Source organism: Streptomyces sp. NPDC048254, from assembly GCF_043201895.1.
In the GTDB taxonomy this organism is placed as follows: domain Bacteria; phylum Actinomycetota; class Actinomycetes; order Streptomycetales; family Streptomycetaceae; genus Streptomyces.
The window spans coordinates 81,024-106,757 of the sequence record NZ_JBICZJ010000007.1; the positions used below are offsets into that span (position 1 = coordinate 81,024).

25 protein-coding genes are annotated in these 25,734 nt (G+C 71.3%); 16 read left to right on the top strand and 9 right to left on the bottom strand.

Features of this window, described 5'->3' with window-relative positions; translation table 11 throughout:
* Nucleotides 1–22 precede the first annotated feature (22 nt).
* A complete protein-coding gene (locus ACGFZQ_RS20760) occupies nt 23–733 on the top strand; it encodes a TetR/AcrR family transcriptional regulator (protein ID WP_351740010.1) in 711 nt (236 codons plus the stop codon).
* A gap of 42 nt (nt 734–775) precedes the next feature.
* Here ACGFZQ_RS20760 and ACGFZQ_RS20765 read toward each other — a convergent pair whose 3' ends face one another.
* The 3 genes from ACGFZQ_RS20765 to hmgA are packed head-to-tail and all read right to left on the bottom strand — an operon-like array spanning nt 776 to nt 4,071.
* Nucleotides 776–1,927 (bottom strand): type ISP restriction/modification enzyme, encoded by a 1,152-nt coding sequence (locus ACGFZQ_RS20765; RefSeq protein WP_393841564.1) that lies wholly within the window; start codon nt 1,925–1,927, stop codon nt 776–778.
* Nucleotides 1,928–1,939: 12 nt separating this feature from the next.
* A complete protein-coding gene (locus ACGFZQ_RS20770) occupies nt 1,940–2,689 on the bottom strand; it encodes a GntR family transcriptional regulator (RefSeq protein ID WP_393841565.1) in 750 nt (249 codons plus the stop codon).
* Between the two features lie 26 nt (nt 2,690–2,715).
* Nucleotides 2,716–4,071 carry a homogentisate 1,2-dioxygenase gene (gene hmgA, locus ACGFZQ_RS20775; RefSeq protein WP_393841566.1) on the bottom strand — a complete coding sequence of 452 codons (1,356 nt, stop codon included), beginning with the start codon at nt 4,069–4,071 and terminating at the stop codon, nt 2,716–2,718.
* A gap of 157 nt (nt 4,072–4,228) precedes the next feature.
* Between hmgA and ACGFZQ_RS20780 the strand changes: the two genes are divergently transcribed.
* From ACGFZQ_RS20780 to ACGFZQ_RS20820, 9 genes are all read left to right on the top strand, one after another.
* Complete coding sequence (locus tag ACGFZQ_RS20780; protein ID WP_393841567.1) at nt 4,229–4,864, top strand: hypothetical protein; 636 nt, start codon at nt 4,229–4,231, stop codon at nt 4,862–4,864.
* Between the two features lie 64 nt (nt 4,865–4,928).
* Entirely contained in the window at nt 4,929–5,546 is a 618-nt protein-coding gene (locus ACGFZQ_RS20785; RefSeq protein ID WP_393841568.1) for a TetR family transcriptional regulator, read from the top strand.
* 182 nt (nt 5,547–5,728) lie between these two features.
* The gene (locus tag ACGFZQ_RS20790; RefSeq protein ID WP_393841569.1) at nt 5,729–7,201 is read left to right on the top strand and encodes a CitMHS family transporter; all 1,473 of its coding nucleotides are present in this window, start codon (nt 5,729–5,731) and stop codon (nt 7,199–7,201) included.
* 23 nt (nt 7,202–7,224) lie between these two features.
* Complete coding sequence (locus ACGFZQ_RS20795) at nt 7,225–8,469, top strand: MFS transporter (RefSeq protein ID WP_393841570.1); 1,245 nt, start codon at nt 7,225–7,227, stop codon at nt 8,467–8,469.
* Between the two features lie 101 nt (nt 8,470–8,570).
* Nucleotides 8,571–9,350, top strand: coding sequence for a hypothetical protein (locus tag ACGFZQ_RS20800; RefSeq protein WP_393841571.1), 780 nt, complete (start codon nt 8,571–8,573; stop codon nt 9,348–9,350).
* Nucleotides 9,337–9,990: a class F sortase gene (locus tag ACGFZQ_RS20805; protein ID WP_351739988.1), complete on the top strand. Its 654-nt coding sequence runs from the start codon at nt 9,337–9,339 to the stop codon at nt 9,988–9,990. The genes ACGFZQ_RS20800 and ACGFZQ_RS20805 overlap by 14 nt, the downstream gene beginning before the upstream one ends.
* A gap of 166 nt (nt 9,991–10,156) precedes the next feature.
* Nucleotides 10,157–10,609: a DUF3574 domain-containing protein gene (locus ACGFZQ_RS20810; protein WP_393841572.1), complete on the top strand. Its 453-nt coding sequence runs from the start codon at nt 10,157–10,159 to the stop codon at nt 10,607–10,609.
* Between the two features lie 103 nt (nt 10,610–10,712).
* Entirely contained in the window at nt 10,713–12,101 is a 1,389-nt protein-coding gene (locus tag ACGFZQ_RS20815) for an aldehyde dehydrogenase family protein (protein ID WP_393841573.1), read from the top strand.
* Between the two features lie 13 nt (nt 12,102–12,114).
* Nucleotides 12,115–13,203 carry a zinc-binding dehydrogenase gene (locus ACGFZQ_RS20820; RefSeq protein ID WP_393841574.1) on the top strand — a complete coding sequence of 363 codons (1,089 nt, stop codon included), beginning with the start codon at nt 12,115–12,117 and terminating at the stop codon, nt 13,201–13,203.
* 3 nt (nt 13,204–13,206) lie between these two features.
* On the opposite strand, the gene ACGFZQ_RS20825 is transcribed toward ACGFZQ_RS20820, so the two are convergent.
* Nucleotides 13,207–14,145, bottom strand: a complete 939-nt coding sequence (locus ACGFZQ_RS20825) for a DMT family transporter (protein ID WP_393841575.1) — start codon at nt 14,143–14,145, stop codon at nt 13,207–13,209.
* Nucleotides 14,146–14,284: 139 nt separating this feature from the next.
* Complete coding sequence (locus ACGFZQ_RS20830) at nt 14,285–14,932, bottom strand: TetR/AcrR family transcriptional regulator (RefSeq protein WP_351739975.1); 648 nt, start codon at nt 14,930–14,932, stop codon at nt 14,285–14,287.
* A 65-nt stretch (nt 14,933–14,997) separates the two neighbouring features.
* Between ACGFZQ_RS20830 and ACGFZQ_RS20835 the strand changes: the two genes are divergently transcribed.
* The 3 genes from ACGFZQ_RS20835 (at nt 14,998) to ACGFZQ_RS20845 (ending at nt 17,239) form a co-directional block, all read left to right on the top strand.
* Nucleotides 14,998–16,149 (top strand): acyl-CoA dehydrogenase family protein, encoded by a 1,152-nt coding sequence (locus ACGFZQ_RS20835; protein WP_393841809.1) that lies wholly within the window; start codon nt 14,998–15,000, stop codon nt 16,147–16,149.
* An 84-nt stretch (nt 16,150–16,233) separates the two neighbouring features.
* A complete protein-coding gene (locus ACGFZQ_RS20840; protein WP_351739973.1) occupies nt 16,234–16,521 on the top strand; it encodes a YiaA/YiaB family inner membrane protein in 288 nt (95 codons plus the stop codon).
* A gap of 91 nt (nt 16,522–16,612) precedes the next feature.
* Complete coding sequence (locus tag ACGFZQ_RS20845) at nt 16,613–17,239, top strand: TetR/AcrR family transcriptional regulator (protein WP_393841576.1); 627 nt, start codon at nt 16,613–16,615, stop codon at nt 17,237–17,239.
* Nucleotides 17,240–17,258: 19 nt separating this feature from the next.
* Here the strand turns inward: ACGFZQ_RS20845 and ACGFZQ_RS20850 are convergent, their stop codons facing one another.
* Nucleotides 17,259–17,720, bottom strand: a complete 462-nt coding sequence (locus ACGFZQ_RS20850) for a MaoC family dehydratase (protein ID WP_351739968.1) — start codon at nt 17,718–17,720, stop codon at nt 17,259–17,261.
* Nucleotides 17,721–17,833: 113 nt separating this feature from the next.
* Between ACGFZQ_RS20850 and soxR the strand changes: the two genes are divergently transcribed.
* Nucleotides 17,834–18,292, top strand: coding sequence for a redox-sensitive transcriptional activator SoxR (gene soxR, locus ACGFZQ_RS20855; RefSeq protein ID WP_393841577.1), 459 nt, complete (start codon nt 17,834–17,836; stop codon nt 18,290–18,292).
* 103 nt (nt 18,293–18,395) lie between these two features.
* On the opposite strand, the gene ACGFZQ_RS20860 is transcribed toward soxR, so the two are convergent.
* Entirely contained in the window at nt 18,396–18,998 is a 603-nt protein-coding gene (locus ACGFZQ_RS20860) for a hypothetical protein (protein WP_393841578.1), read from the bottom strand.
* A 268-nt stretch (nt 18,999–19,266) separates the two neighbouring features.
* Here ACGFZQ_RS20860 and ACGFZQ_RS20865 point away from each other — a divergent pair, with 268 nt between their 5' ends.
* The gene (locus tag ACGFZQ_RS20865) at nt 19,267–22,056 is read left to right on the top strand and encodes a penicillin acylase family protein (RefSeq protein ID WP_393841579.1); all 2,790 of its coding nucleotides are present in this window, start codon (nt 19,267–19,269) and stop codon (nt 22,054–22,056) included.
* A 23-nt stretch (nt 22,057–22,079) separates the two neighbouring features.
* Here ACGFZQ_RS20865 and ACGFZQ_RS20870 read toward each other — a convergent pair whose 3' ends face one another.
* Nucleotides 22,080–23,399: a serine-threonine protein kinase gene (locus tag ACGFZQ_RS20870; protein ID WP_393841580.1), complete on the bottom strand. Its 1,320-nt coding sequence runs from the start codon at nt 23,397–23,399 to the stop codon at nt 22,080–22,082.
* Nucleotides 23,400–23,479: 80 nt separating this feature from the next.
* A complete protein-coding gene (locus ACGFZQ_RS20875) occupies nt 23,480–24,715 on the bottom strand; it encodes an exo-beta-N-acetylmuramidase NamZ domain-containing protein (protein ID WP_393841581.1) in 1,236 nt (411 codons plus the stop codon).
* 251 nt (nt 24,716–24,966) lie between these two features.
* On the opposite strand from ACGFZQ_RS20875, the gene ACGFZQ_RS20880 reads away from it, so the two are divergent.
* The gene (locus ACGFZQ_RS20880) at nt 24,967–25,731 is read left to right on the top strand and encodes an SDR family oxidoreductase (protein WP_393841582.1); all 765 of its coding nucleotides are present in this window, start codon (nt 24,967–24,969) and stop codon (nt 25,729–25,731) included.
* Nucleotides 25,732–25,734 lie beyond the last annotated feature (3 nt).

Below are 25,734 nucleotides of genomic sequence, written 5' to 3' on the forward strand. Positions count from 1 at the left end.
ATGGTGGGCGAGGTGATGACCGATGTCAGTCCGAGGGGCCGAACCCGAGGTGATCTGGGCCCGCCCCGAACGGGCGGGGCGGGGGCCGAGGCCCGCGTTCACGCGCGCCGACGTCGCGGCGGCCGCGGTGCGGATCGCCGACGCGGAGGGGCTGGACGCCGTGTCGATGCGGCATGTGGCGGCCGCGTTGGGGTGCGGGACGATGTCCCTGTACAACTACGTCCCCCGCAAGGAGGACTTGTACGAGCTGATGGTTGACGCGGTCGGCGCGGAGCACGAGCTGTGGGAGCCGACGGGGGACTGGCGGGCCGACATGGTGCGGGTCGCCGGGCAGACGCGGGAGTTGATGTACCGGCATCCCTGGATGCCACGTCTCATGTCACCGGTCTATGGGTTCAGCCCCCATGCGCTGCGGTATCTGGAGCACTGTCTGGCCTGCCTGGATCCGCTGGACGCGGCGTACGGGACGAAGCTGGAGCTGATCGCCATGGTGAACGGCGTGGTGACCACCTATGTGCGGAACGAACTCGACACGGCCGAGCGGGTCCGGAGCCTGCCGTGGTCGGAGCAGCAGGAGAACGCGGTGCGGATCGCCTATCTCGGGGGGCAGATCGCCTCGGGGGCGTATCCGCGGATGGCCGCGGCGTTTGCCGAGGATGCGGGGCCGATTGATCTGGAGGCGGTCTTCCGGCGGGCGCTGGACAGGGTTCTGGACGGGTTCGCGTCGTCGTAGAGTGCGGGTCGCGGGGGCTGCCCGCGCGCCCGAGAAGGGTGGTCACAGCAGCGTGAACTGACCTGCTGGGCCTTCCTCGTGGTGGTCCAGGACCGACGCCGGTCGGCGGGCTGTTTTCGACGGTGGGAGTACGCCCGCCGCCGTCAGCTCCGCCGCGGTGATCGGTGCCTTGATCTCCAAGCCGGCCTGCTGCTCGCGGACTTCCGCCAGCAGGGTCAGGACGGTGATCAGTTCCAGCAGGTCCGACGTCCATGACTGGGGCCAGGTCCGCGGCACGATCGCCGCCAGGGTTCCCGGTTCCGCCGGGGTCGTCCGTGCCGCGAACCACGCCTCCAGGATCTTCACCTCACCCATCGCGAACTCCCACGCCTCCGGTGGCACCGGGGAGATGCGGCCCTCGTCGATGTACAGGGCCTCCTCCGCGGGGTCGTAGCGGATCGTGAGCGGGCGGGAGGGGAGGGGGGCCCGGACGTAGGGGCGCCGGCCGCCCGGGAGCTTCGGTCGGCCGCCGTCGCGCCGGAGCAGCCACAGAGCCCGGTGGCCCAACTCCACGCCCTCGGCCCAGAGGACGGGGTCCTCGGTGAGCGGGACCGTGTGGTCCGGGCGGATCGTCGCCAGGGTCCAGGCCAGCACGTCCGGCGGGGTGAGAGCGCGGTCCAGGCGGTCGGCCAGGTGCCTCAGCAGGCCCGGTGCCAGGTTCGGTTCCGTGGCGCCGGGGCGGCGGTAGAGGGGGCGGACGCGGCCGGCGCGCAGGGTGGGCAGGAGGGAGGTCGCCAGCAACGGCATGCCCTCCGCCGACTCCACCGCGAAGATCTGCTGGTCGTCCGCCGTCCGCCACAACTCCGGGCGGGCCGTGTCGATCAGACGGTGGTCCGGGATCAGCCACTGCTCGTCGAAAGGGGCCGAGAGCACCCGGACCGGGTCCGGGCAGGGGGACGAGGCCTGGGCCAGCAGCTCCGTGCCGGTCGGCTGCCCCGGCAGCTGGGCCACGGCCGAGTGGACCGTACGGGCGCGCGTCGGCTCGAACAGGGTCTCGCGGTCGGCGCCCTCGGCCTTGAGGAGGGCGTCCCAGCGGGCCTTGAGGGTCGCCGGGTCGGGGGCCGTCGGCCACCCCCGGCCGAGCCGGAGTGGTGCGACGGACCACGGCATGAGGTCCGCCAGCGGCGGAGCGTCGTCGTGCGTCACGCCCGGCATCGTACGACGAGTTCAGGTGGCGTCGAGGGTGACCGTGAAGGAGAAACGGTCGCCCCGGTAGTGGATGACCGCCAGGTCCAGGACCCGGCCGGCGGTGTCGTAGGTGACGCCCGTGTAGTGCAGGATCGGGCTCAGGAGGGGGACCTGGAGCAACCGGGCCGTCTCCGGGTCGGCCAGCCGGGCCTCGACCGTGTCCGTGATACGGCTGATGTCCGCGCCGACCACATCGCGGAGCACCTTGGTCATGGGTTGGCGGGCCAGGTCCTTCGGGTCGATGCGCTCGGCCAGTTCGGGGCGGACGTGGTTGCGGGCGTGGTTGGTCGGCTCGCCCGTCTGTGCGTCACTGCGCAGGCGGTGGTACGTCGCCACCTCGTCGAGATCCGGGAAGTACTCGGTGAGTTCGCCCGTCACGGGTGCCGTGCCGTGGTCCAGCAGCTCGGCCGTCATGCCGGACTGCTGGGCCACGATCGCGTCCACCGAGCCGAGGAGCCGTACCGGGGTGCCCCGCCGGGCGTCCGGTTCGATGAAGGTGCCGCGGCGCCGGTGCCGGCTGATCAGGCCCTCGTCCTCCAGCTCCTTCAGCGCCTGCCGCATGGTCAGCACACTCACGCCGTAGTGCACCGCCAGCTGTTCCTCGGTGGGCAGCCGGAGCGGGTCCCGGGGCGAGCGGCCGAGTATCGAGGCGCGCAGCGACTGCGACACCTGATACCAGAGCGGCAGCTTTCGGTTCAGGACGATCGAGTCCGGGGCGAAGGAGGTCACGGGCCATCCGTACCGGTAGGGGATCTTCAGTGCAAGGGCCGGAAGTGGCGTTCCATGCCCAGCCAGACGTCGTCGTAGCGCTGTTGCAGATGCTCGGCGGTCGCCGCCTGCGGGGTGAGCGTCACCGGCCAGCGGGACTCGAACATGAAGGCGAGGCCGTCGTCGATCTTCTGCGGACGCAGCTCGGCCGTGCTCGCCCGGTCGAACGTCTCCCGGTCCGGGCCGTGCGCCGACATCATGTTGTGCAGGGAGCCACCGCCCGGCACGAAGCCCTCCGCCTTCGCGTCGTAGGCGCCCTCGACCAGGCCCATGTACTCGCTCATCACGTTCCGGTGGAAGTACGGCGGCCGGAAGGTGTTCTCGCCCACCAGCCAGCGCGGGGCGAAGACCACGAAGTCGACACCCGCCAGTCCGGGAGTGTCCGACGGGGACGTCAGCACCGTGAAGATCGACGGATCGGGGTGGTCGTAGGAGATGCTGCCGATCACATTGAACCGGCGGAGATCGTAGAGGTAGGGCACATGTGTGCCGTGCCAGGCGACCACATCCAGTGGGGAGTGGTCATATGTGGCGGTCCACAGGTGGCCGCAGAACTTGTTGACCACCTCCACCGGGCCCTCCACGTCCTCGTAGGCGGCGACGGGGGCCTGGAAGTCACGGGCGTTGGCAAGGCCGTTGGCGCCGATCGGGCCCAGGTCGGGCAGGCGGAAGGGCGAGCCGTAGTTCTCGCACACATAACCCCGGGCCGTGGCCTCCAGCAGGTCCACACGGAAGCGGACCCCACGGGGGATCAGCGCCACATGTCCCGGCTCCACATGCAGCAGGCCGAACTCCGTGCGCAGCAGCAGTCCGCCGCGCTCCGGGACGATCAGCAGCTCGCCGTCCGCGTCGGAGAAGACCCGCTCCATCGAGGAGTCGGCGTGGTAGAGGTGCACGGCCATGCCGGTGCGCTGGGTCGCGTCGCCGTTGCCGCCGAGGGTCCACAGGCCGGCCAGGAAGTCCGTGCCGGGCGCCGGCTCCGGCAGCGGGTTCCAGCGCAGCCGGTTCGGGTCGGGGGCGACGTCCGTGAAGGGTCCGGTGCGCAGCGCCCCGTCGCCGGCGGCCCGGGTGAACGCCGGGTGGGCGGCCGAGGGGTGGATCCGGTACAGCCAGGAGCGGCGGTTGTGGGCCCGCGGCTCGGTGAAGGCCGTACCGCTGAGCTGCTCCGCGTACAGGCCGAGGGGGGCGCGCTGCGGGGAGTTGCGGCCCTCGGGCAGGGCGCCCGGTACCGCCTCCGAGGAGTGTTCGTTGCCGAACCCCGAGAGATACGTCAGTCCCTCGGCGGTCTTCCGCGCTTCCTCACGCTCGGACACGCTCGCGCGGGAGGTACCCCCATCGCTCATGATCGCTCCCTGGGCCGGTGAGTCCGTAATTCCTATGTATCACCGTAGGATTGAGTGGGGACGGGTGCAAGAGGGCCGGGATCATCCCAGCGAGGTAGGGCGAGAACCCGACTTCAGGGGGATCCGGTCTCCGGCGCGCTGTTCTACGCTCCCGGGCATGTCGTGGACGCGTGGACTGCCGGGCGCGCTCGCGGTCTGCGTGCTGCTGCTGGTCGCGGCGGCGGGTTGCGGGACCGGGGAGGCGCACGAGCAGCGGGAGACGGGGTCGCCCTCACCGGTGGGGTCGCCCTCACCGGTGGGCAAGATCCTCGACGACACGGACGAGAGCGGACGCCACTACCGGGAGATCGACAAGAAGCAGGCGCCCGAGGTGGGCACGGTGGTCACGCCCGACCGCGCCGGGGGCTGGGACGTACGGCTCGACGTGCACCGCTTCCGTTTCTCCCGGGCCGGCACCGCGGCCCGGGCGGTCGCCGGGCACGGCCTCGCCTACCTCTTCGTGGACGGCCACCTGGTGACCCGGCTGCACAGCCCCGCGTACCACCTCCCCGCCCGGCTCGTCCCGCACGGCACCCACCACATCACCGCCCGGCTCTACGCGGACGACGGCACGGTGTGGGCCGTACACGGCAAACCGGTCGAGAGCACGGCGGACGTCACGGCGTCGGGCGCGGAGACGGCGAAGGCGACCCCGACGGGCACGCCGACTCCGGCGGCCGGCTCTCCGGAGGCAGGGGCCTTCCCCATGCACACGGATGCCGTGGCCGGTGACCGCGGCACGCCGCTCGGATGAGTGCATGGGCCATCCGTCTCCGTACTGGGGGGCGAGGTTCACCTGATCCCTGCGGAAAGGCATCATGAAGCCCGTGCCCCCACCGCCCTCGCTTCGCAAAGCTCCCGTCCAGCGCCGCAGTGCGGAACGGCTGACCAGGATTCTCGACGCCTGCGCCGACCTCCTCGACGAGGTGGGCTACGAGGAGCTGAGCACCCGGGCCGTCGCGGTGCGCGCCGGGGTGCCCATCGGCTCGGTCTACCGCTTCTTCGGCAACAAGCGGCAGATGGCCGACGCCCTCGCCCAGCGCAACCTGGAGCGCTACACCGAGCGGGTCGCCGAGCGGCTGAAGGACGCGCCGAAGGGCGACTGGCGGGCGGCGATGGACGCGGTGCTGGACGAGTACCTGGCCATGAAGCGCACCGCCCCCGGCTTCTCGCTGGTCGACTTCGGCAACCAGATCCCGGTCGGCGCCCGCCACGCCGAACCCAACCGCAGGGTCGCCGACCGCCTGACCGACATGCTCTCCGACTACCTCGGCCGCGCCCCGGACGAGGCCCTGCGCCGCACGTTCCTGGTGGCCGTGGAGACCGCCGACACCCTGGTCCACCTGTCCTTCCGGATGGACCCGGAGGGCGACGAGACGATCATCGCGGAGACCCGGGAGCTGCTGCGGGCCTACCTGGCGCGCGTCCTGGACTGAGCCCGAGCCCGTCGCCGATGGAGCGCCCCCGGGCGCCCCATGGCCGCCGCACCCTCGTGACCTGGAGTTTTGCGCTTATTGCTCGCGTGTCAACGTCTTGTTAACGACGTTTGACGGGACCTAACGTCATCGAACCGCCGGCCCTGGTGGGAGTTCAAGGGCGAACGTTAGGTATTCCACTCATGCTGACCATCCTCGGCTTCACCATGATCGCGACCTTCCTGGTCCTGATCATGCTGAAGAAGATGTCGCCGATCGCGGCGCTCGTGCTGATCCCCGCGCTGTTCTGTGTGTTCGTCGGCAAGGGCGCCAAGCTCGGCGACTACGTCATCGACGGCGTCACCAGCCTCGCGCCCACCGCGGCGATGCTCATGTTCGCGATCGTCTACTTCGGTGTGATGATCGACGTCGGCCTCTTCGACCCGATCGTCAAGGGGATCCTGAAGTTCTGCAAGGCCGACCCGCTGCGGATCGTCGTCGGTACGGCCCTGCTCGCCGCGATCGTCTCCCTCGACGGCGACGGGTCCACCACCTTCATGATCACCGTCTCGGCGATGTACCCGCTGTACAAGCGCCTGAAGATGAGCCTGGTCGTGATGACCGGTGTCGCCGCGATGGCCAACGGCGTGATGAACACGCTGCCCTGGGGCGGCCCCACCGCCCGTGCCGCGACCGCGCTGAAGCTCGACGCCGGCGACATCTTCGTCCCGATGATCCCCGCGCTCGCCGCCGGTCTGGTCTTCGTGATCGCCCTCGCCTATGTCCTCGGCCGCCGCGAGCGCAAGCGGCTCGGCGTGCTGACGCTGGAGGAGGCGCTGGTCGAGGAGAAGGACAGGGAGACGGAGACCGTACTGGTCGGTGCGGGTGCGGGTGCGGGTGCGGGTGCGGGTGCTGGTACTGGTACGGGCGCGGGTGCTGGCTCGGGCACCTCCGCGGTGCGCGGCGGCGGCACCGGAACCGGCTCCGGCACCGGCTCCGGGACCGAGGCGGACCGGCCGGAGGAGGACGACGGCTTCCAGGGCCTGGACCCGCACCGCGAGACCCTGCGCCCCAAGCTGTACTGGTTCAACGCGCTGCTCACGGTCGCCCTGCTCATTTCCATGATCATGGAGTGGCTGCCGATCCCGGTGCTGTTCCTGCTCGGCGCGGCACTGGCCCTGACCGTCAACTTCCCGCAGATGCCCGCCCAGCGGGCCCGCCTCGCCGCCCACGCCGAGAACGTCCTCAACGTCTCCGGTATGGTCTTCGCCGCCGCCGTCTTCACCGGCGTCCTCCAGGGCACCGGCATGGTCGACCACATGGCCACCTGGCTCGTCGGCAACATCCCCGACGGCATGGGCCCGCACATGGCCCTCGTCACCGGCGTGCTCAGCATCCCGCTCACGTACTTCATGTCGAACGACGGCTTCTACTTCGGCATCCTCCCGGTCCTCGCCGAGGCCGGCCAGGCCCATGGAGTCTCCTCCCTGGAGATCGCCCGTGCCTCGATCGTCGGCCAACCGCTCCACATGTCCAGCCCGTTGGTGCCCGCCGTCTACGTCCTCGTCGGCATGGCCAAGGTCGAGTTCGGCGACCACACCCGCTTCGTCGTCAAGTGGGCCGCGCTGACATCCCTGGTCGTGCTGGGGGCAGGAATCCTGTTCGGAATCATCTGACCGATCCGTTGGAGGACTTCACCATGGCGCCCGGCAGGAACCGCGGCTGGCTGCTCCGTCTCGTCATCGCCTTCGGTTTCGCGCAGGGCGCGGTGTCGATGGCCCGGCCCGCCGTCTCCTACCGGGCTCTCGCGCTCGGCGCCGACGAACGGGCCGTCGGCGTCATCGCGGGTGTCTACGCCCTGCTCCCGCTCTTCGCGGCCGTACCGCTCGGCCGCCGTACCGACCACGGCCGCTGCGCACCCCTGCTGCCCGTCGGCGTGGTGCTGATATCCGGCGGCTGTGCGCTCAGCGGCCTCGCGAACTCCCTCTGGGCGATGGCCCTGTGGAGCGGGGTGATGGGCCTCGGCCATCTCTGCTTCGTGATCGGCGCGCAGTCGCTGGTGGCCCGCCGGTCGGCCCCGCACGAACAGGACCGCAACTTCGGTCACTTCACGATCGGCGCGTCGCTGGGCCAGCTGGTCGGCCCGATCGCCGCGGGTGCGCTGATCGGCGGCCCCGACATGGCGGGCAGCAGCGCGCTCGCCCTCGTGGTGGCGGGTGCGGGGGCGGCGGTCGCGTTCAGTTCGCTGTGGCGCATCGAGGACCGTACGGCGGTGGCGTCCCGTCCCGGGCAGGGCGACCGCGTCCCGGTGGGCGGCATCCTGCGCGCCCGGGGTGTCCCGGCGGGCATGCTGGTCAGCCTCTCGGTCCTGTCCGCGACCGACATCCTCACCGCGTACCTCCCGGTGGTCGGCGAGCACCGGGGTATCGCACCGGCGGTGATCGGCGTCCTGCTCAGCGTCCGGGCGGGGGCGACGATCGCCTGCCGGCTGGTCCTCACGCCGTTGCTGCGCCTGCTCGGCCGGCCGGTGCTGCTGACCGTGACGTGCTTCCTGGCGGCCGTGCTGTGCGCGGGGATCGCGCTGCCGGTGCCGGTGTGGGCGCTGGCCCTGATGCTCGCCGCGCTCGGCTTCTGTCTGGGGGTCGGGCAGCCGCTGTCGATGACGACGGTCGTCCAGGCCGCACCCGAGGGCGCCCGGTCCACGGCGCTCGCCCTGCGGCTGACCGGCAACCGGCTGGGCCAGGTGGCCGCGCCGGCCGGGGCGGGGCTGGTGGCGGGAGTGGCCGGGGTGGCCGCGCCGTTCGTGATGCTGGGCGCGTTGCTGCTGGTCTCGGCGGGGGTGGCGGTGCGCTCGCCGGGGGCGGTGGGGCGGCCCGAGGGGGCCGATCGGGTGACGCGGACGCGGCGCAAGGGCCCGGCGTTGCGCCGCACGAGCGATATCTGACGGCGCGTCGGAGGTTGATGCCACGGGCCGTGGAGTGCATGGGTGACAGTCCAGACGAAAGGTCGATTTGTATGAAAATCGTCTAACTCGGAGGAGCTTGCATGCCCACGCTCACACTTCCACGCGCCGCCGGACCCCGTGCGGGCGCAACCGTCGTCCTCACCGCCCTCGCCGCGGCGGGCGCGTCGTGGGTGGCGGCGCCGAACGCGGCGGCCGTAGGGGAGAACGGCGACATCAGGATCCACCGGGTGGGCGTGCCCTTCGGCGTGTCGAAGGACGACCCGGTGGTCTGCAGGTTCTATCTCGACGCCGTCAACTTCGACGTCCTCCCCGGTATCGCCTACACCATCACGCCACAGCCCCCGTTGCCCACCGCCGCCACCGTCGCCGGCACCATCCAGCTCGCCGGAGGTGCCGGTCACACCGACCCGCTGGGGCTGGCGGACGGGCAGTACAAGCTCTCGTGGACCGTGTCCGGCGCGTTGAAGGAGAAGGTCTTCCGGCTCAACTGCCATGACGGCAAGCAGGACGGGGCGCAGGGCCAGGGCGGTCCGAACGGGCAGAACGACCAGAACGGCCACAACGAGCAGGGCGGTCCGAACGGGCAGAACGAGCAGGGCGGTCCGAACGGGCAGGGCGGTCCGAACGGGCAGGGCGGTCCGAACGGGCAGATCGAGGACAACCAGCGCGGTGACGCGGGCTGGGGGCAGGGCGGCGATCACAGCGGCCCGCAGGGCGGTGTGCACGCGGGCGGCGGCGGCCTCGCCGACACGGCGGCCGCGTTCTCGCCGGTGGCCGCGGCCACGGCCGTGGGCCTGGTCGCGGCCAGCGGCGTGGTGTACGTCCGGCTGATCCGCCGTCGGCCCCATGGCGCCGCGTAGGCGCAGACGCAGGCCCTGGTACCGGACCCGCGCCTACCGCCTCGCCAGGACGGCCCTGCTGGCGATCGTCCTGGTGACAGTGGTCCGGTGCGGGGGCCCCGGCGGGTCGGACGCCTCGGCGGCCGCCGGCGCGGGCCGGGACGGGTCCGACAGAGCCCGGCCCGGGCCCCCGCCCCGCCCGCTGCCCCGGTCCCGGCCGACGTCGATGCGCATCCCGTTCCTGGGCGTCGACGCGCCGGTGATCGGGGTCCGGCTCGACCGGGCACGGCAGTTGGAGACACCGCCGGTCGACGACCCGAAGCTGATCGGCTGGTTCCAGGGCGGCGCCACGCCGGGCGAGTCCGGCCTCGCGGTCGCCGTCGGCCACCGTGACACCAGGACGGGGCCCGCCGTCTTCGCGGCGCTCGCCCAGGTGAAGCCCGGCAAACGCATCGAGGCCGGGCGTGCGGACGGCCGTACCGCCGTGTACACCGTGGACCGGGTGAAGGTCTATGACAAGGCCGGTTTCCCGAGCGAAGAGGTGTACGGCCGGACCCGGCGTCCCGAACTCCGCGTCATCACCTGCGGTGGCCTCTTCAGCCGGAAGACGGGCTACACCAGCAACGTGGTGGTCTTCGCCCACCTGACCGCGACGGAGTGACCGGGCGGTGGCCCGCACCGCCGACGTGTGGTGTGCGGCCGCCGCGCCGTCGTGGCTGGTCGCGCAGTTCCCCGCGCCCCTGAGGGGGCGCTGCTGTCCGACCTGGACGAGTGAATCCCGTCGGGAATCCGGGACCGTGGAGGGGCAAAACCCCTAAGAAGGGGGCATGCGTACTCATTCGCTCCGTAACCGGTCGGCCCTTGCGCTGGCCGGAGTTCTGCTCGCCGGCACCCCTGCCGCGTACACCGCGCTGGCCGACGACCGGCCCTCGGCCGTACCGACGCGCGGAAAGGCCTACGTCGAGACCCGGCTGTTCTTCGGCACCGCGCGGCCGGACGGCGGACCCGCCGTCACCGACCGCCAGTTCACGGCCTTCGTCGACAAGGAGGTCACCCCCGACTTCCCCGACGGGCTCACCGTGCAGAGCGGGCGCGGGCAGTGGCGGGACGCGCACGGCATGATCGAGAAGGAACGGTCGTACGAGCTGACCCTGCTGTATCCGGAGTCGGCGGCGAAGGGCGGCGACCGGAAGATCGAGGAGATCCGGCGGGCCTACGAGAAGGCCTTCGCGCAGGAGAGTGTGGGGCGGGTGGACGAACGCGCCCAGGTGGACTTCTGATGGTCCTGCCACGCACGCGTCTCCGGCGCCGATCTCTGGCGCCGAAAAACTATCGCCGCTAGTTTGTGAGACCGGAGACCCAGCCCCGCCGGGAGGAAGCAGCATGAAGGCACACGACGGCCTGTACATCGACGGCGCCTGGCGCGCCGCCGAGAGCCAGGACGTGATCGAGGTCGTGAACCCGGTCGACGAGCAGGTCATCGGCCGGGTCCCGGCGGGCGGCGCGCTCGACGTCGACACCGCCGTGCGTGCCGCCCGTGCCGCCCTCCCGGCCTGGGCCGCCACCCCGCCCGCCGAGCGGGCCGCCCGGCTCGGCGCGCTCCGCGACGTCCTGGCGGCCCGCAAGGACGAGATCGCCGAGACGGTCACCGCGGAGCTGGGCTCGCCGCCGCAGTTCTCGCAGGCCGTGCACGCGGGAGTGCCGATCGCGGTCGCCGGCTCGTACGCCGAGCTGGCCGCGACCCATCCCTTCGAGGAGAAGGTCGGCAACTCGACCGTCCACCAGGAGCCGGTCGGCGTGGTCGGCGCGATCACGCCCTGGAACTACCCGCTGCACCAGATCGTCGCCAAGGTCGCCCCGGCGCTCGCCGCCGGCTGCACGGTCGTCCTGAAACCCGCCGAGGACACCCCGCTCACCGCCCAGCTGTTCGCCGAGACGGTGGCCGAGGCGGGCTTCCCGGCCGGTGTGTTCAACCTGGTCACCGGCCTCGGCCCGGTCGCCGGGCAGGCCCTCGCCGAGCACCCGGGTGTCGACCTGGTCTCCTTCACCGGCTCCACGGCCGTCGGCAGGCAGATCGGCGCGGTGGCCGGCGCGGCCGTGAAGAAGGTGGCCCTCGAACTGGGCGGTAAATCCGCCAACGTCATCCTGCCGAGCGCCGACCTCGCCAAGGCCGTCAACGTCGGGGTGGCCAACGTGATGTCCAACTCCGGCCAGACGTGCAGCGCCTGGACGCGGATGCTGGTCCACACCGACCAGTACGAGGAGGCGGTGGAGCTGGCGGCGACGGCCGCCGCCAAGTACGGCGACCGGATCGGCCCGGTCGTCAGCGCCAGGCAGCGGGCGCGGGTGCGCGGTTACATCGAGAAGGGCCTCGCGGAGGGCGCCCGGCTGGTCGCCGGCGGGCCCGAATCCCCGCGCGAGCAGGGTTACTTCGTCAGCCCGACCGTGTTCGCCGACGTCACACCCGAGATGACGATCGCGCAGGAGGAGATCTTCGGCCCGGTGCTGTCGATCCTGCGGTACGTGGACGAGGAGGACGCGCTCCGGATCGCCAACGGCACGGTCTACGGGCTCGCGGGCGCCGTCTGGGCCGGGGACGAGGCGGAGGCGGTGGCCTTCGCCCGGCACATGGAGACCGGACAGGTCGACATCAACGGCGGCCGCTTCAACCCCCTGGCGCCGTTCGGCGGTTACAAGCAGTCGGGCGTCGGCCGCGAACTCGGCGCGCACGGCCTCGCCGAGTACCTCCAGACCAAGTCCCTTCAGTTCTGAGGAGGTCGCTCTGATGGCTGCCACAGTCCGAGCCGCCGTACTGCCCGCCGTGGGCGCCCCGCTCGCGGTCACCGAGATCGACCTCCCGGATCCCGGCCCCGGCCAGGTCCGGGTCCGACTCGCCGCCGCCGGTGTCTGTCACTCCGACCTCTCCCTGTCCGACGGCACCATGCGGGTGCCGGTCCCGGCGGTCCTCGGCCACGAGGGCGCGGGCACGGTGGTCGCCGTGGGGGAGGGCGTCACCCGGCTGTCACCCGGTGACCCGGTCGTCCTCAACTGGGCGCCCTCCTGCGGAAGGTGCCACGCCTGCTCCCTCGGCGAGGTCTGGCTGTGCGCCGACGCGCTGGCCGGCGCCGCCGACGTCTACGCCCGTACCGCGGACGGCACCGACCTGCACCCCGGCCTGAACGTCGCCGCGTTCGCCGAGCAGACGGTGGTCGCCGAGTCCTGCGTCCTCCCCCTTCCCGACGGCATCCCGCTCACCGACGCGGCCCTCCTCGGCTGCGCGGTGCTCACGGGCTACGGTGCGGTCCACAACTCGGCGCGGGTCCGCGAGGGCGAGACCGTCGCGGTGTTCGGCGTCGGCGGGGTGGGCCTGGCCGCCGTCCAGGCGGCCCGGATCGCGGGAGCGGCCCGGATCGTCGCGGTGGACGTCTCCGCGGCGAAGGAGGAGCTGGCCCGGGCCGCCGGTGCCACCGACTACGTGGTCGCCTCCGACACCACACCCCGCGCGATCCGCGCCCTCACCGGCAAACAGGGCGTCGACGTCTCCGTGGAGTGCGCCGGCCGCGCGGTCAGCATCCGCACGGCCTGGGAGTCCACCCGCCGGGGCGGCCGTACGACGGTGGTCGGTATCGGCGGCAAGAGTGAGCAGGTCACCTTCAACGCCCTGGAGCTCTTCCACTGGGGCCGCACCCTCTCCGGCTGCGTCTACGGCAACTCGGACCCGGCCCGCGACCTGCCGGTGCTCGCCGAACACGTCCGGGCCGGCCGCCTGGACCTGGGCATGCTGGTGACGGAGCGGATCGCCCTGGACGGCATCCCCGCGGCGTTCGAGAACATGCTGGCGGGCAAGGGCGGCCGGGCGCTGGTCGTCTTCTGACCCTCACGGCACCTGTTCGGAGCGCGGCTCCCCGGCCGCCGGCGCGGTGCGGGGGGCCCGCGTCCGTGCTCGCGCCCGGGACCGGGAGACCGCCACACCGGCCAGGCACAGCACCCCGCCCACCAGGGTGACCGGCCCCGGCACCTCGCCGAGGGCCAGCCAGGACATCAGCACGACCAGCGCCGGCACGGCGTATGTCGTCGCGCCCATCCGGCTCGCGGTGGTCCGGGCGAGGGCGTACGCCCAGGTGGTGAAGGCGAGCGCGGTCGGGAAGACCCCGAGGTACACCATGTCGAGGGTCGCGGACAGTGGTGCGCCGGCGACCTGGTGCACCAGCTGCCCGGTGAACGGCAGGCAGGCCACGGTGCCGACGAGACACCCGTACGTCGTCACCTGGAGCGCGCTCGCCCGGGCCAGAGCGGGCTTCTGGGAGACCACGCCGGCCGCGTAGGCGACGGCCGCGAGCAGGCACAGCACCACGCCCAGCACCGAGGAGCCGCCCCCGCCGGCCATCGACAGCCCCACGGTCACGGCACCCGCGAACGACACCGCCATCCCCGCGAGCAGCCGGGGTGGCATCGGATCACCGAGCAGCCGGGCCCCGAGCAGGGCGATCAGCAAGGGGCCGACGTTCACCACGAGGGCGGCCGTCCCCGCGTCCACCCGCTGCTCGCCCCAGTTCAGGGCGACCATGTAGAAGCCGAACCACAGCACGCCGGATATCCCGATACCCCGCCAGGCGGACCTGGGCGGCAGCCCTTCGCGCCGCACGAGACAGAGCAGCCCGAGCGCGAGGGACCCGGAGAGCAGCCGGCCGAGCGCGAGGGCGCCGGGGGAGTAGGAGTCACCCGCACTCCGGATGGCCACGAAGGCGGAGGCCCACAGCACGACGGTGACGGCGGCGGCGAGAGCGGGCAGCGGGCGGGGCGCGGGATTCGTCATGGCACCGAGGTTAGAGAGGAGGGACGGGGCGGGGCTGGCGGATTTCGGACGGCTGGGTGGGTGGCGGGTCGCGCAGCCCCCCGCTCCCCTTACGCGGCACGTGGTGGCTGCGGGCGGTCGCAGGACGTCCCGTCGCTCGCTACGCCGTCTCTTTTGCTCCCGCGAACTGTTGGGCCAGTCCGTCCAGCAACGCCCGCAACCCCGTCTCGAACGCCCGCTCGTCGATCTTCTCCTGCTGTTCCGCCAGCAGATGCGCCTGCCCGAGATGGGGGTAGTCGGCCGGATCGTAGGCACTCGCGTCGTCCACGAACCCTCCGGCGAACGACCCCAGCGCCGACCCCATGACGAAGTACCGCATCAGCGCCCCGATCGACGTCGCCTGCGCCGGCGGCCACCCCGCGTCCACCATCCCGCCGTAGACCGCGTCCGCGAGCCGGAGTCCGGCGGGCCGGCGGCCGGGGCCCCGGGCCAGGACCGGGACGATGTTCGGGTGGTCGCGGAGCGCGGCCCGGTACGACACCGCCCAGTCGTGCAGCGCGGTCCGCCAGTCCCGCCCGTCCCCGCCCTCGAACATCGACAGGTCGACCTGCGCGCTCACCGAGTCCGCGACCGCCTCCAGGATCTCGTCCTTGGTGGCGAAGTGGTTGTAGAGCGAGGGCCCGCTCACCCCCAGTTCGGCCGCGAGCCGGCGGGTGGACACGGCCGCCAGACCCTCCGCGTCCACGAGTTCCCGTGCCACCCGGACGATCCGGTCGGTGCTGAGGAGGGGCTTGCGCGGTCGGGCCATGGCGCACATAGTAGGGCTGGAACAAGAAACTAGCAGTGCTAATTTAAATGTGGGGTGATCGCATGGTGGACCTGGGACTCAGCGAGGAGCAGGCCGCCGTACGGCAGCTCGCGCGGGACTTCGTCGAGCGCGAGATCGCCCCGCACGTGATCGCCTGGGACCGCGCCGAGGAGGTGGACCGGGGGATCGTGAAGAAGCTCGGCGAGGTCGGCTTCCTCGGTCTGACCGTCGACGAGGAGTACGGGGGCTCCGGCGGCGACCACCTGTCGTACTGCCTGGTCACCGAGGAACTCGGCCGCGGGGACTCCTCCGTGCGCGGAATCGTGTCGGTCTCCCTGGGCCTCGTCGCCAAGTCCGTCGCCGCCTGGGGGAGCGAGGAGCAGAAGCGGCGCTGGCTGCCGGGGCTGACCTCCGGCGGGTACCTCGGCTGCTTCGGCCTCACCGAACCCGGCACCGGCTCCGACGCCGGCAACCTCACCACCCGCGCCGTTCGCGAGGGTGACCACTATGTCGTCAACGGCTCCAAGATGTTCATCACCAACGGCACCTGGGCCGACGTGGTCCTCCTCTTCGCCCGCTCCACCGACGCGCCCGGCCACAAGGGCGTCTCCGCCTTCCTGGTGCCGACCGACACGCCCGGCCTGACCCGCCGCGCCGTCCACGGCAAGCTCGGCCTGCGCGGCCAGGCCACCGCGGAACTCGTCCTGGAAGACGTCCGCGTCCCCGCCGCCGCGATGCTCGGGCCCGAGGGCAAGGGCTTCTCGGTCGCCATGTCGGCGCTGGCCAAGGGGCGGATGTCGGTCGCCGCCGGCTGTGTCGGCATAGCCCAGGCGGCGCTGGACGCGGCCGTGGCGTACGCGGGGGAGCGCGAGCAGTTCGGCACGCCGATCGCCGGCCACCAGCTGGTCCAGGAGCTCATCAGTGACATCGCCGTCGACGTGGACGCGGCCCGGCTGCTGACCTGGCGGGTCGCCGATCTGATCGACCGCGGCCTGCCGTTCGCCACCGAGTCCTCGAAGGCCAAGCTCTTCGCCTCCGAGGCCGCCGTGCGCGCCGCCAACAACGCCCTCCAGGTCTTCGGCGGCTACGGCTACATCGACGAGTACCCGGTCGGCAAACTCCTGCGCGACGCCCGGGTGATGACCCTCTACGAGGGCACCAGCCAGATCCAGAAACTGCTCATCGGGCGGGCGCTGACAGGCGTTTCGGCGTTCTGAGCGGGATACGCCCGCGGCCGGTCTGAGTACCTGGTGAGTACTTCGGCGGATGTGGCGCGGCCCACATTCGGCGATCCTCGACCCATGAGTGACACACCGGTCAGACAACAGAACACGGCCGCCTTCTACGGTCAGGCCGTCGCCTCCTTCGCCATCGCCATGACGGCCACCGTCATCGGCATCTTCCGGCTGCACGCCGACGCCTGGGTGCGCGGCTTCCTCGGTATCGCCGTCCTCTACCTCGTCACCTCCGCCTTCACACTCGCGAAGGTCATCCGCGACCGCCAGGAGGCCGGACAGATCGTCAGCCGCGTCGACCAGGCCCGGCTGGAGAAGCTGCTCGCCGAACACGACCCCTTCGAGAAGCTCTGAGTCGAGTGACAAGCTCTGAGCGGGCACACTAAGCGCTCGCTCAGCTTCGGCGGTATGGTGGAGCTCCGGTATCGAGAGGGGCGAGCGAGCGATGAGTACGGCGGAGGAGACGACCGGCGGCGAGGTCGAGCCGTGGGAAGAGGTCACCCCTGACGCGGCCCGGCGACTGCTGGTCGCCGCCGTGGAGGCCTTCGCCGAGCGCGGCTACCACGCCACCACCACCCGCGACATCGCCGGCCGCGCCGGTATGAGCCCCGCCGCCCTCTACATCCACTACAAGACCAAGGAAGAGCTGCTCCACCGGATCAGCCGCATCGGTCACGACAAGGCCCTGGAGATTCTCCAGACGGCGGCCCGGCGCGAGGGCACCGCCGCCGAGCGGCTCGCGGACGGCGTCAGCTCCTTCGTCCGCTGGCACGCCGGGCGGCGCACCACCGCCCGGGTCGTGCAGTACGAACTGGACGCCCTCGGCCCCGACGCCCGCGCCGAGATCCTCGGGCTGCGCCGCCAGGTCGACGCCGAGGTGCGCGGGATCATCCAGGAGGGCGTCGAGTCCGGGGAGTTCGACGTCATCGACATCCACGGCACCACCCTCGCGGTGCTCTCCCTCTGCATCGACGTCGCCCGCTGGTTCAACGTGCACGGCCCCCGCACACCCGAGCAGGTCGGCGCGCTCTACGCCGACCTCGTGCTGCGGATGGTGGGAGCCGGCAAGTAGCCCTGCGGGCCGGGTCGTCCTACAGGTAGTACCGGGACACCGACTCCGCCACGCAGACCGGCTTGTCGCCGCCCTCGCGCTCCACGGTGAAGGCGACGCTCACCTGGACGCCGCCTGTGACGTCCGTCACGTCGGTGATCGTGGCGGTGGCGCGCAGCCGGGAGCCGACCGGGACCGGGGCGGGGAAACGGACCTTGTTGGTGCCGTAGTTCACGCCCATCTTCACGCCCTCGACGCTGATCAGCTGGGGGCCGAAGAGCGGGAGCAGCGACAGGGTCAGATAGCCGTGCGCGATGGTCGTCCCGAACGGTCCCGCGGCCGCCTTCTCCGGGTCGACATGGATCCACTGGTGGTCGCCCGTCGCCTCGGCGAACAGATCGATCCGCTTCTGGTCGACCTCCAGCCAGTCGGTGTGGCCCAGCTGCTCGCCCACGGCCGCCTTCAGCTCGTCGGGGGAGGTGAAGATCCTCGGTTCTGCCATGTTCCCGGCCCTCTCGCGGTCGCGCGTCCATACCTAAGCAACTGCTTAGCATGGTCGGGTGCGGGCTCCCTGTCAACGGAGCGCGGCCCCCGTGGGTCGGTAGGCTCTGCGGGGTGCCGCAGATTCCCGAGAAGATCCAAGAGCTGAGCGTCGGCCAGCTGTCCGCGCGCAGCGGCGCCGCCGTCTCCGCACTCCACTTCTACGAGGCCAAGGGGCTCATCAGCAGTCGGCGGACCACCGGCAACCAGCGCCGCTACACCCGCGACACGCTGCGCCGGGTTGCCTTCGTCCGGGCGGCACAACGCGTCGGCATCCCCCTGGCCACCATCCGCGAGGCCCTCAGCGAACTCCCCGAGGAACGCACCCCGACCCGGGAGGACTGGGCCCGGCTCTCGCAGGCGTGGCGGGCCGAACTGGACGAACGCATCAAGCAGCTCAACCGCCTGCGCGATCACCTCACCGACTGCATCGGCTGCGGCTGCCTCTCGCTGGACACCTGCGTGCTGTCCAACCCGGACGACGCCTTCGGCCAACGCCGGGCGGGTTCACGTCTCTTGCCGGAACGTCCCTGAACCTGGCGGGCGACGGCATTGGTGAGGGTGGCGGTCGTCACTGACGGCGGCCGGTCTCTGCGGCAGTTGGGGGGTGCGGCATCCCCGGCGCACCCCCACGTGGTCAGGCCGACATGAGCAGTCGCCCGCGCCTGGCGTAGGCCAGGGCCTCGGGCGTGAGCACCGGACGCGGCACCAGAATCCCGCAGTCCGCGCAGACCGGACCGGCGGAGGGCTCGTGGTCCAGGTCGTACTTCCAGATGAGGCGCTCCCCCGCGCACACCGGGCAGACCGCGCCCGGTTCGCGCTCCAGGCCGGCGATCAGCCGTCGCAGCACCTCGGCCAGTGGTTCGTCGGGGTGGACCCGTGGGTCGTCGCACCAGGCCACTCCGAATCCGCCCCAGGTCAGCCGGTGCCAGTCGTCCACGCTGCCCGGGCGGCGCAGCCCGTCGTGCTTCTCCTTCTTGCGGCGCTCGGCGAACTCGACCTCGTAGGCCAGCCAGACCGCCCGCGCCTCTTCCAACTCCTCCAGTGCGCCCACGAGACGCGCTGGATCGGGGGACCGGTCCTCAGGACCGAACCCGGCCCGCGAGCAGAGATGGTCCCAGGTCGCGCGGTGCCCGTAGGGAGCGAACCGCTCCAGGCACTTGCGCAGCGAATAACGCCGTAGCGCCAGATCGCACCGTGGGTCTCGCACCTGTCTCGCCAGACTCCGGAAACCGGCCATCGCCCTGCACCTCCGTCACACCTGCACCTGTACTTCGGTCACTTCGGCGGCGTCGCACGGACTTCGCGCGGCGTTGCCGTATAGACGTATCGACACTCGAATCGGCTCCATCCGATTTCCGATGCCGTCCATAAGGCCGCCCGCCTTGACCGACGGCCGGTGACACCGCCGACGCGGGGGACCACTCCAAAACTTGACGCATGTTCATCTTCAATCTCGGGGATACCGGCGGTAACGTCCGGCACCACCCCCGTCGTGAGGAGTCGCCATGCCCCGGCGCACCAGACATCACGCGTTGTTCGACAAACTGAGAACTCCCCGCAAGCTCCCCGGGTTCCTGAAAGCGGCATCCGTATGCGTGCTCATCGCCGGCCTGCTCTCCCCGCTGGCCCAGGCGACCCCGGCCGCGGCGGCCACGGCCTCCAACGACTACTGCGGCGGCCAGTGTTCGGACATCCTGCCGCCCGGTGAGAACGGCAACGCCACGCTCGCCCAGGTCCTGCTCAACCAGGCCTTCGGCATCCAGCCCGACCACGCCGAGGACCAGCTCGGCCCCTACAACAACCTGGCCACGGGTTACTCCAGCCTCACCGACGCGAAGATCAACACGTTCTTCAACGACTCGTCGTTCGGGGTCGCTTCCGATCAAGTCGCCTCCACGGAGAGTCCGGCGGGTCGCAGCGACGTGACGATCGTCCGCGACAAGAAGACGGGCGTACCGCACATCACCGGTACCACCAGATACGGCACCGAGTTCGGCGCGGGGTATGCCGCCGCTGAGGACCGGCTGTGGCTGATGGACGTCTTCCGTCATGTCGGGCGCGGCCAGCTCACCACCTTCGCCGGTGGCGTCGCCTCCAACCAGGGCCTTGAGCAGGAGTTCTACCGCAACGCCCCGTACACCGAGGCCGACCTCCAGGCGCAGATCGACAACGCCGTGGCCAACAACGGCACCCGCGGCCAGCAGGCCCTCGCCGACGCCAACGCCTACCTCGCCGGCATCAACTCCTACATCGACGCCTCCGACAGCGGCCGTTACTTCCCCGGCGAGTACGTCCTGACCGGTCACAAGGACTCGATCACCAACGCCGGCACCATCGACCACTTCAAGATCACCGACCTGGTGGCGCTGGCCTCCGTGATCGGCACGCTGTTCGGCTCCGGCGGCGGCGGCGAGGTCAACAACGCGATCTCGCTGCTCGCCGCCCAGGAGAAGTACGGGGTGACCGAGGGCACCAAGGTCTGGGAGTCGTTCCGTGAGCGCAACGACCCCGAGGCCGCGCTCACCGTCCACAACGGCGAGAGCTTCCCGTACGGCACCAAGCCGTCCGACCCGCAGGGCGAGGCGCTGCCGGACGCCGGTACGGTGACGACCGAGCCACTGGTCTACGACGCCACCGGCACCGGCGCCGACCAGAGCGCCTCCGCAGCCTCCGCCGCGGCGACGGCGACCGCCCTCAGCTCGGCCAAGCGCGGGATGTCCAACGCCCTCGTCGTCAGCGGCAAGTACACCGCGAGCGGCCACCCGATCGCCGTGTTCGGACCGCAGACCGGCTACTTCGCCCCGCAGCTGCTCATGCTCCAGGAGATCCAGGGCCCGGGCATCAGCGCCCGCGGCGCCTCCTTCGCGGGCCTGAGCATGTACGTCGAACTCGGCCGCGGCCAGGACTACGCCTGGTCCGCCACCACCTCCGGCCAGGACATCATCGACAGCTACGCCGTCGAACTCTGCCAGGACGACTACCACTACCTGTTCCACGGCACCTGCACGGCCATGGACGAGGTCGAGCAGAAGAACTCCTGGAAGCCGACGACCGCCGACGGCACCGCCGCCGGGTCGTACACCATGCGCGTGTGGAAGACGAAGTACGGACCCGTCGAATACCGCGCGACCGTCGGCGGGAAGAAGGTCGCCTACACCACCCTGCGCTCCTCCTACATGCACGAGGCCGACTCGATCATCGGCTTCCAGATGCTCAACGACCCCGACTACGTGAAGAGCCCCCAGACCTTCCAGAGCGCGGTGCAGCACATCAACTTCACCTTCAACTGGTTCTACGCCGACTCCTCGCACACCGCGTACTACAACAGCGGTAACAACCCGGTGCGGGCGAGCGGGGTCGACCCCGAGTTCCCGGTCTGGGGCCAGGCGGCCTACGAGTGGCAGAACTGGAACCCGGCCACCAACACTTCCGACTACACCGCGGCCTCCGCGCACCCCAACTCCATCGACCAGGACTACTACATCTCCTGGAACAACAAACAGGCGCTGAACTACACGACGGCGAGCTGGGGCGACGGGTCCGTCCACCGCGGCAACCTGCTCGACGACCGGGTGAAGAAACTCGTCGCGGCCGGGGGAGTCACCCGCTCTTCGCTTGTCAAGGCCATGGCAGACGCGTCGCTCACCGACCTGCGGGCCGAGGACGTGCTGCCGGACCTGCTGAAGGTGATCAACAGCAGTACGGTGACCGACTCCACGGCCGCCGCGGCCGTCACCAAGCTCCAGACCTGGCTGACCGCGGGCGGCAAGCGCACCGAGACCTCGGCCGGTTCGAAGACCTACGCCAACGCCGACGCCGTCCGGATCCTGGACGCCTGGTGGCCACTGCTGGTGAAGGCCGAGTTCCAGCCCGGCCTCGGTGACGACCTGTACACCGCGTTCACCAACAACCTGTACATCGACGAGACCCCGTCGGCCGCCCACGGACCGACCGGCTCGCACGCCGGAAGCTCCTTCCAGTACGGCTGGTGGAGCTATGTCGACAAGGACATCCGGTCGGTGCTCGGGCAGACCGTGTCCGGGCCGCTCGCCCAGCAGTACTGCGGCGGCGGCAGCCTCAGCGCCTGCCGGGACATCCTGATCAGCACGCTGAAGACGGCGGCCGGTACGAGTGCGTCCACGGTCTACCCCGGGGACTCCCTGTGCTCGGCCGGCGACCAGTGGTGCGCCGACTCGATCGTCCAGCGCACCCTCGGCGGCATCAAGCACTACAACATCAGCTGGCAGAACCGGCCGACCTTCCAGCAGGTCGTGGAGTTCACGTCACACCGGTGAGCTGATGCCCCACGGCGGCGGGGTCACGCGATACGCCCCGCCGCCAGTACCACCCTCGCCAGTTCGGGGTGCACGATGTCGCTGTGCGCCCCGGCCGGCGGGTCACCCCTCTTCACGACCGCCGCCGCGTCGACGTTCACGCAACCCGACGCGGCGAGCGGGCCGCGCAGGGCCGCCGCCAGGTCCAGCGACCGGGTGCCCGGCACCGCCTGCACCCCGTCGTGCCCCATCGCACCCCACCTGACGCCCAGCGCCCCGCCCACGTCCACGCCCAGCACCGACTCGCAGTCGTCCGCCATCCGCGAGGCCAGCGGATACATCGTGCCGAGCGCCCCGTCGAACCGGGAGTAGCAGCACACCAGGGGACCGTCGATCCGGTTCTCCTGGCCCTGCAGCACCCCGCCCGCGCGCGGGTCGTGGGGCAGCCGGGCGGCGAACGCGTAGTGCGAGAAGGCCCCTTGCAGCAGCGTCACGGACTTCACCGTGCGCACCCCGTCCGGCAGCCCGCGCAGCGCGAACGACACCAGCCGGCCGCCGAAGCTGTGCCCGACCAGATGCACCCGCACCCCCGGGGCCGCCTCGGCCAGCTGCCCGATCACCGGCCCGAGCCCACGCTCCCCGACGGTCCCGGCCCGCCGCTTCATCGCGTAGTACGTCGCCTGCCGCAGCAGTTCCTTCGCGCCGTCCCAGGGGTTGGGCAGCGCGAACTCCGCCGTGCCGGGATTCTGCCGGAGGGAGCCCGGCGGCTGCGCGAACTCCTCGCACAGGGCCGTCGTGTCCCCGGTGAACAGCACCGGCTCGCTCTGCGGGACGCCCTCCGCGAGCGTGTCCGCCGCGAACAGGGGCTGGGGCCCGCCCGGCAGGACCTCGACGAGCAGCCGTACAAGGCGGCCGAACTCCTCCAACTCGCCACCCGGGCGCTGGTCCAGCATCCGGGCGATCTGGTCGACCACGGTGGCCCGACCCGGGAACGTCTCGAAAAGCGCGTGCCGGGTGTCCTTGTCGAGGACGGGGGCCGGTCTCTCCTCCGCCTCCATGGCCACCACGGACTTCGGGAAGTCCGGGATCGGCTCGTCGCAGAACCGCATCGACGGCCACACCACCCCGACGTACCCGATCCTCGCCTTCGGCGCGAGCTTCGGGATCGGCGCGAAGAACCGCCGGTACAGGGAGGTCGCGCCCGAACGGTCGTTGTTCCAGCCGTGCGCGAAGACGATCAGGTCATGGACACCATGAGCCGTGACCTCGCGCAGCAGCCGATCGCGTTCGGCGCCGTCCGGGTCGCCGTCGGCGTCGAAGGTCAGCTCCCAGTAGGGAGCCACGCTCATCCCAGGATCCGCCATACCGGGCTCCTCGTCCCCCGAAACGGTGCGATGTGCGCGCATCGTCCCGCCGCCGGGCAAGGTTGGCCATACAACGCGCCTCACCTGTAGAGCAGAAATTCCTTTCGGATCCGGCGGAACGCGGCGAGTTCGTCCTGCCAGGCGCCGACGATCTCGTCCGTGCCCGCGCCCGCGTCGGTCATCGTGCGCACGGTCGTGGATCCGGTGAGCTTGTCGATCCAGTCGTCCGGCCGCCAGGCGAAGTCGCCCCACACCTTCTTGGCGGTCACCAGGAGTGCGATCCCGGTGCGTACGGGGTCGTAGGCGGCCCGGTCGTGCACATGGAGCTGCACCCCGCCGACCGTCCTGCCCTGGAACTTGGAGAACGTGGGCGCGAAGTACGCCTCCCGGAACCGCACGCCCGGCAGCCCGAGTCCGTTGACGGCGGCCGCCCACCGGGCGTCGATGCCCTCCGCGCCCAGCAGTTCGAAGGGGCGGGTCGTGCCGCGCCCCTCGGACAGGTTCGTGCCCTCGAAGAGACAGGTTCCCGAGTACACGAGGGCGGTGTCCGGGGTGGGCATGTTGGGGCTCGGCGGCACCCACGGCAGTCCGTAGGCGTCGTGGAAGCGGTTGCGCCGCCAGCCCGTCATCGTCACGACGTCCAGCTCGACCGGGGTGGTCAGGAACTCCGCGTTGAACAGCTTCGCCAGCTCGGCGACCGTCATCCCGTGCGCCTGCGCGATCGGCTGCCGGCCGACGAAACTGGCGAACTCCCTGTGCAGGACCGGGCCCAGGGCCGTACGGCCGGTCACCGGGTTCGGGCGGTCGAGCACGACGAAGCGCCGGCCCGCCAGCTGGGCGGCCTCCATGCAGTCGTACAGCGTCCAGATGTACGTGTAGAAGCGGGCGCCGACGTCCTGGATGTCGAAGACGACCGTGTCCACGCCGGAGGCGGTGAAGACGTCGGCGAGGGGCCGGCCGCTCTTGAGGTAGGTGTCGTAGACGGGGAGGCCGGTCGCCGGGTCGTCGTAGCGGCCCTCGGAGCCGCCGGCCTGGGCGGTGCCGCGGAAACCGTGTTCCGGGCCGAAGACGGCGGTGAGGTGTACGCGGGGATCGGCGTGCATGACGTCGACGATGTGGCGGACGTCGGTGGTGATGCCGGTGGGGTTGGTGACGATGCCGACCTTCTGACGGCCGAGGAGGGAGTAGCCGTCGGCGGAGAGGCGGTCGAAGCCGGTCTCGAAGCGGCCGGGGGCGTCGGCCGGGGACGCCGTGGGTACGGGGGAAACGGCCGCTGCCGTGGCCGCGGTGAGCAGACTTCGTCTGGACGGGCGCATGGGGGTGGCCTCCGTGGTCGTCCGGGTGCGGGTCGTGCGTGGCTGGTCGCGCAGTTCCCCGCGCCCCTAGGGGGTGCAGTCGTCGCGTGTCGGACAGTGGGCCCGCGCCCCTGGGGGGTTGCAGTCGTCGCGTGTTCGACAGTGGTCCCGCGCCCTTAGGGGGTGTGACGGTCGCCCTTTTCTCAAACATACCGACCGGTTAGTGTGTCCGTGCTGAGCCGAGTCTGGTCGCGTCGTGTCGAAGGAGACCGATGGTGGGAGCCGTGCAAGATGCCCGAGTCGTCGTCACCGGGGCGGGAGGCGGCATCGGGGCCGCCCTGGCCCGGCGGTTCGCCGCCGAAGGCGCCCGCGTCGTCGTGAACGACCTGGACGGGGACAAGGCGGCCGCCGTCGCCGGGGAGATCGGCGGGATCGCCGTGCCGGGTGACGCGTCCGGCGTCGTCGGCGCCGCCCGGGACGCGCTCGGCGGGAGCGTCGACGTCTACTGCGCCAACGCCGGGCTCGGCTCCGGCGGGTCCGAGGCGGCCGAGGACGCCGTCTGGGCCTCCGCCTGGGACGTCAACGTCATGGCTCACGTACGGGCAGCCCAGGAGCTGGTGCCGGACTGGCTGGAGCGGGGGAGCGGGCGGTTCGTGTCCACCGTGTCCGCCGCCGGGCTGCTCACCATGATCGGGGCCGCGCCGTACAGCGTCACCAAGCACGCCGCGTACGCCTTCGCCGAGTGGCTGTCGCTCACCTACCGGCACCGCGGGCTCAAGGTGCACGCCATCTGCCCGCAGGGCGTGCGGACCGACATGCTCGCCGCCACCGGCAGCGCGGGCGACCTGGTGCTCCAGCCGACCGCGATCGAGCCGGACGCCGTCGCGGACGCGCTGTTCAAGGGGATGGCGGAAGACCGGTTCCTGATCCTGCCGCATCCCGAGGTCGGCGACTTCTACCAGGCGCGGGCCACCGACCCGGACCGCTGGCTGACGAACATGAACCACATCCAGCAGAAGTGGGAGGCCACCCGGTGAGCG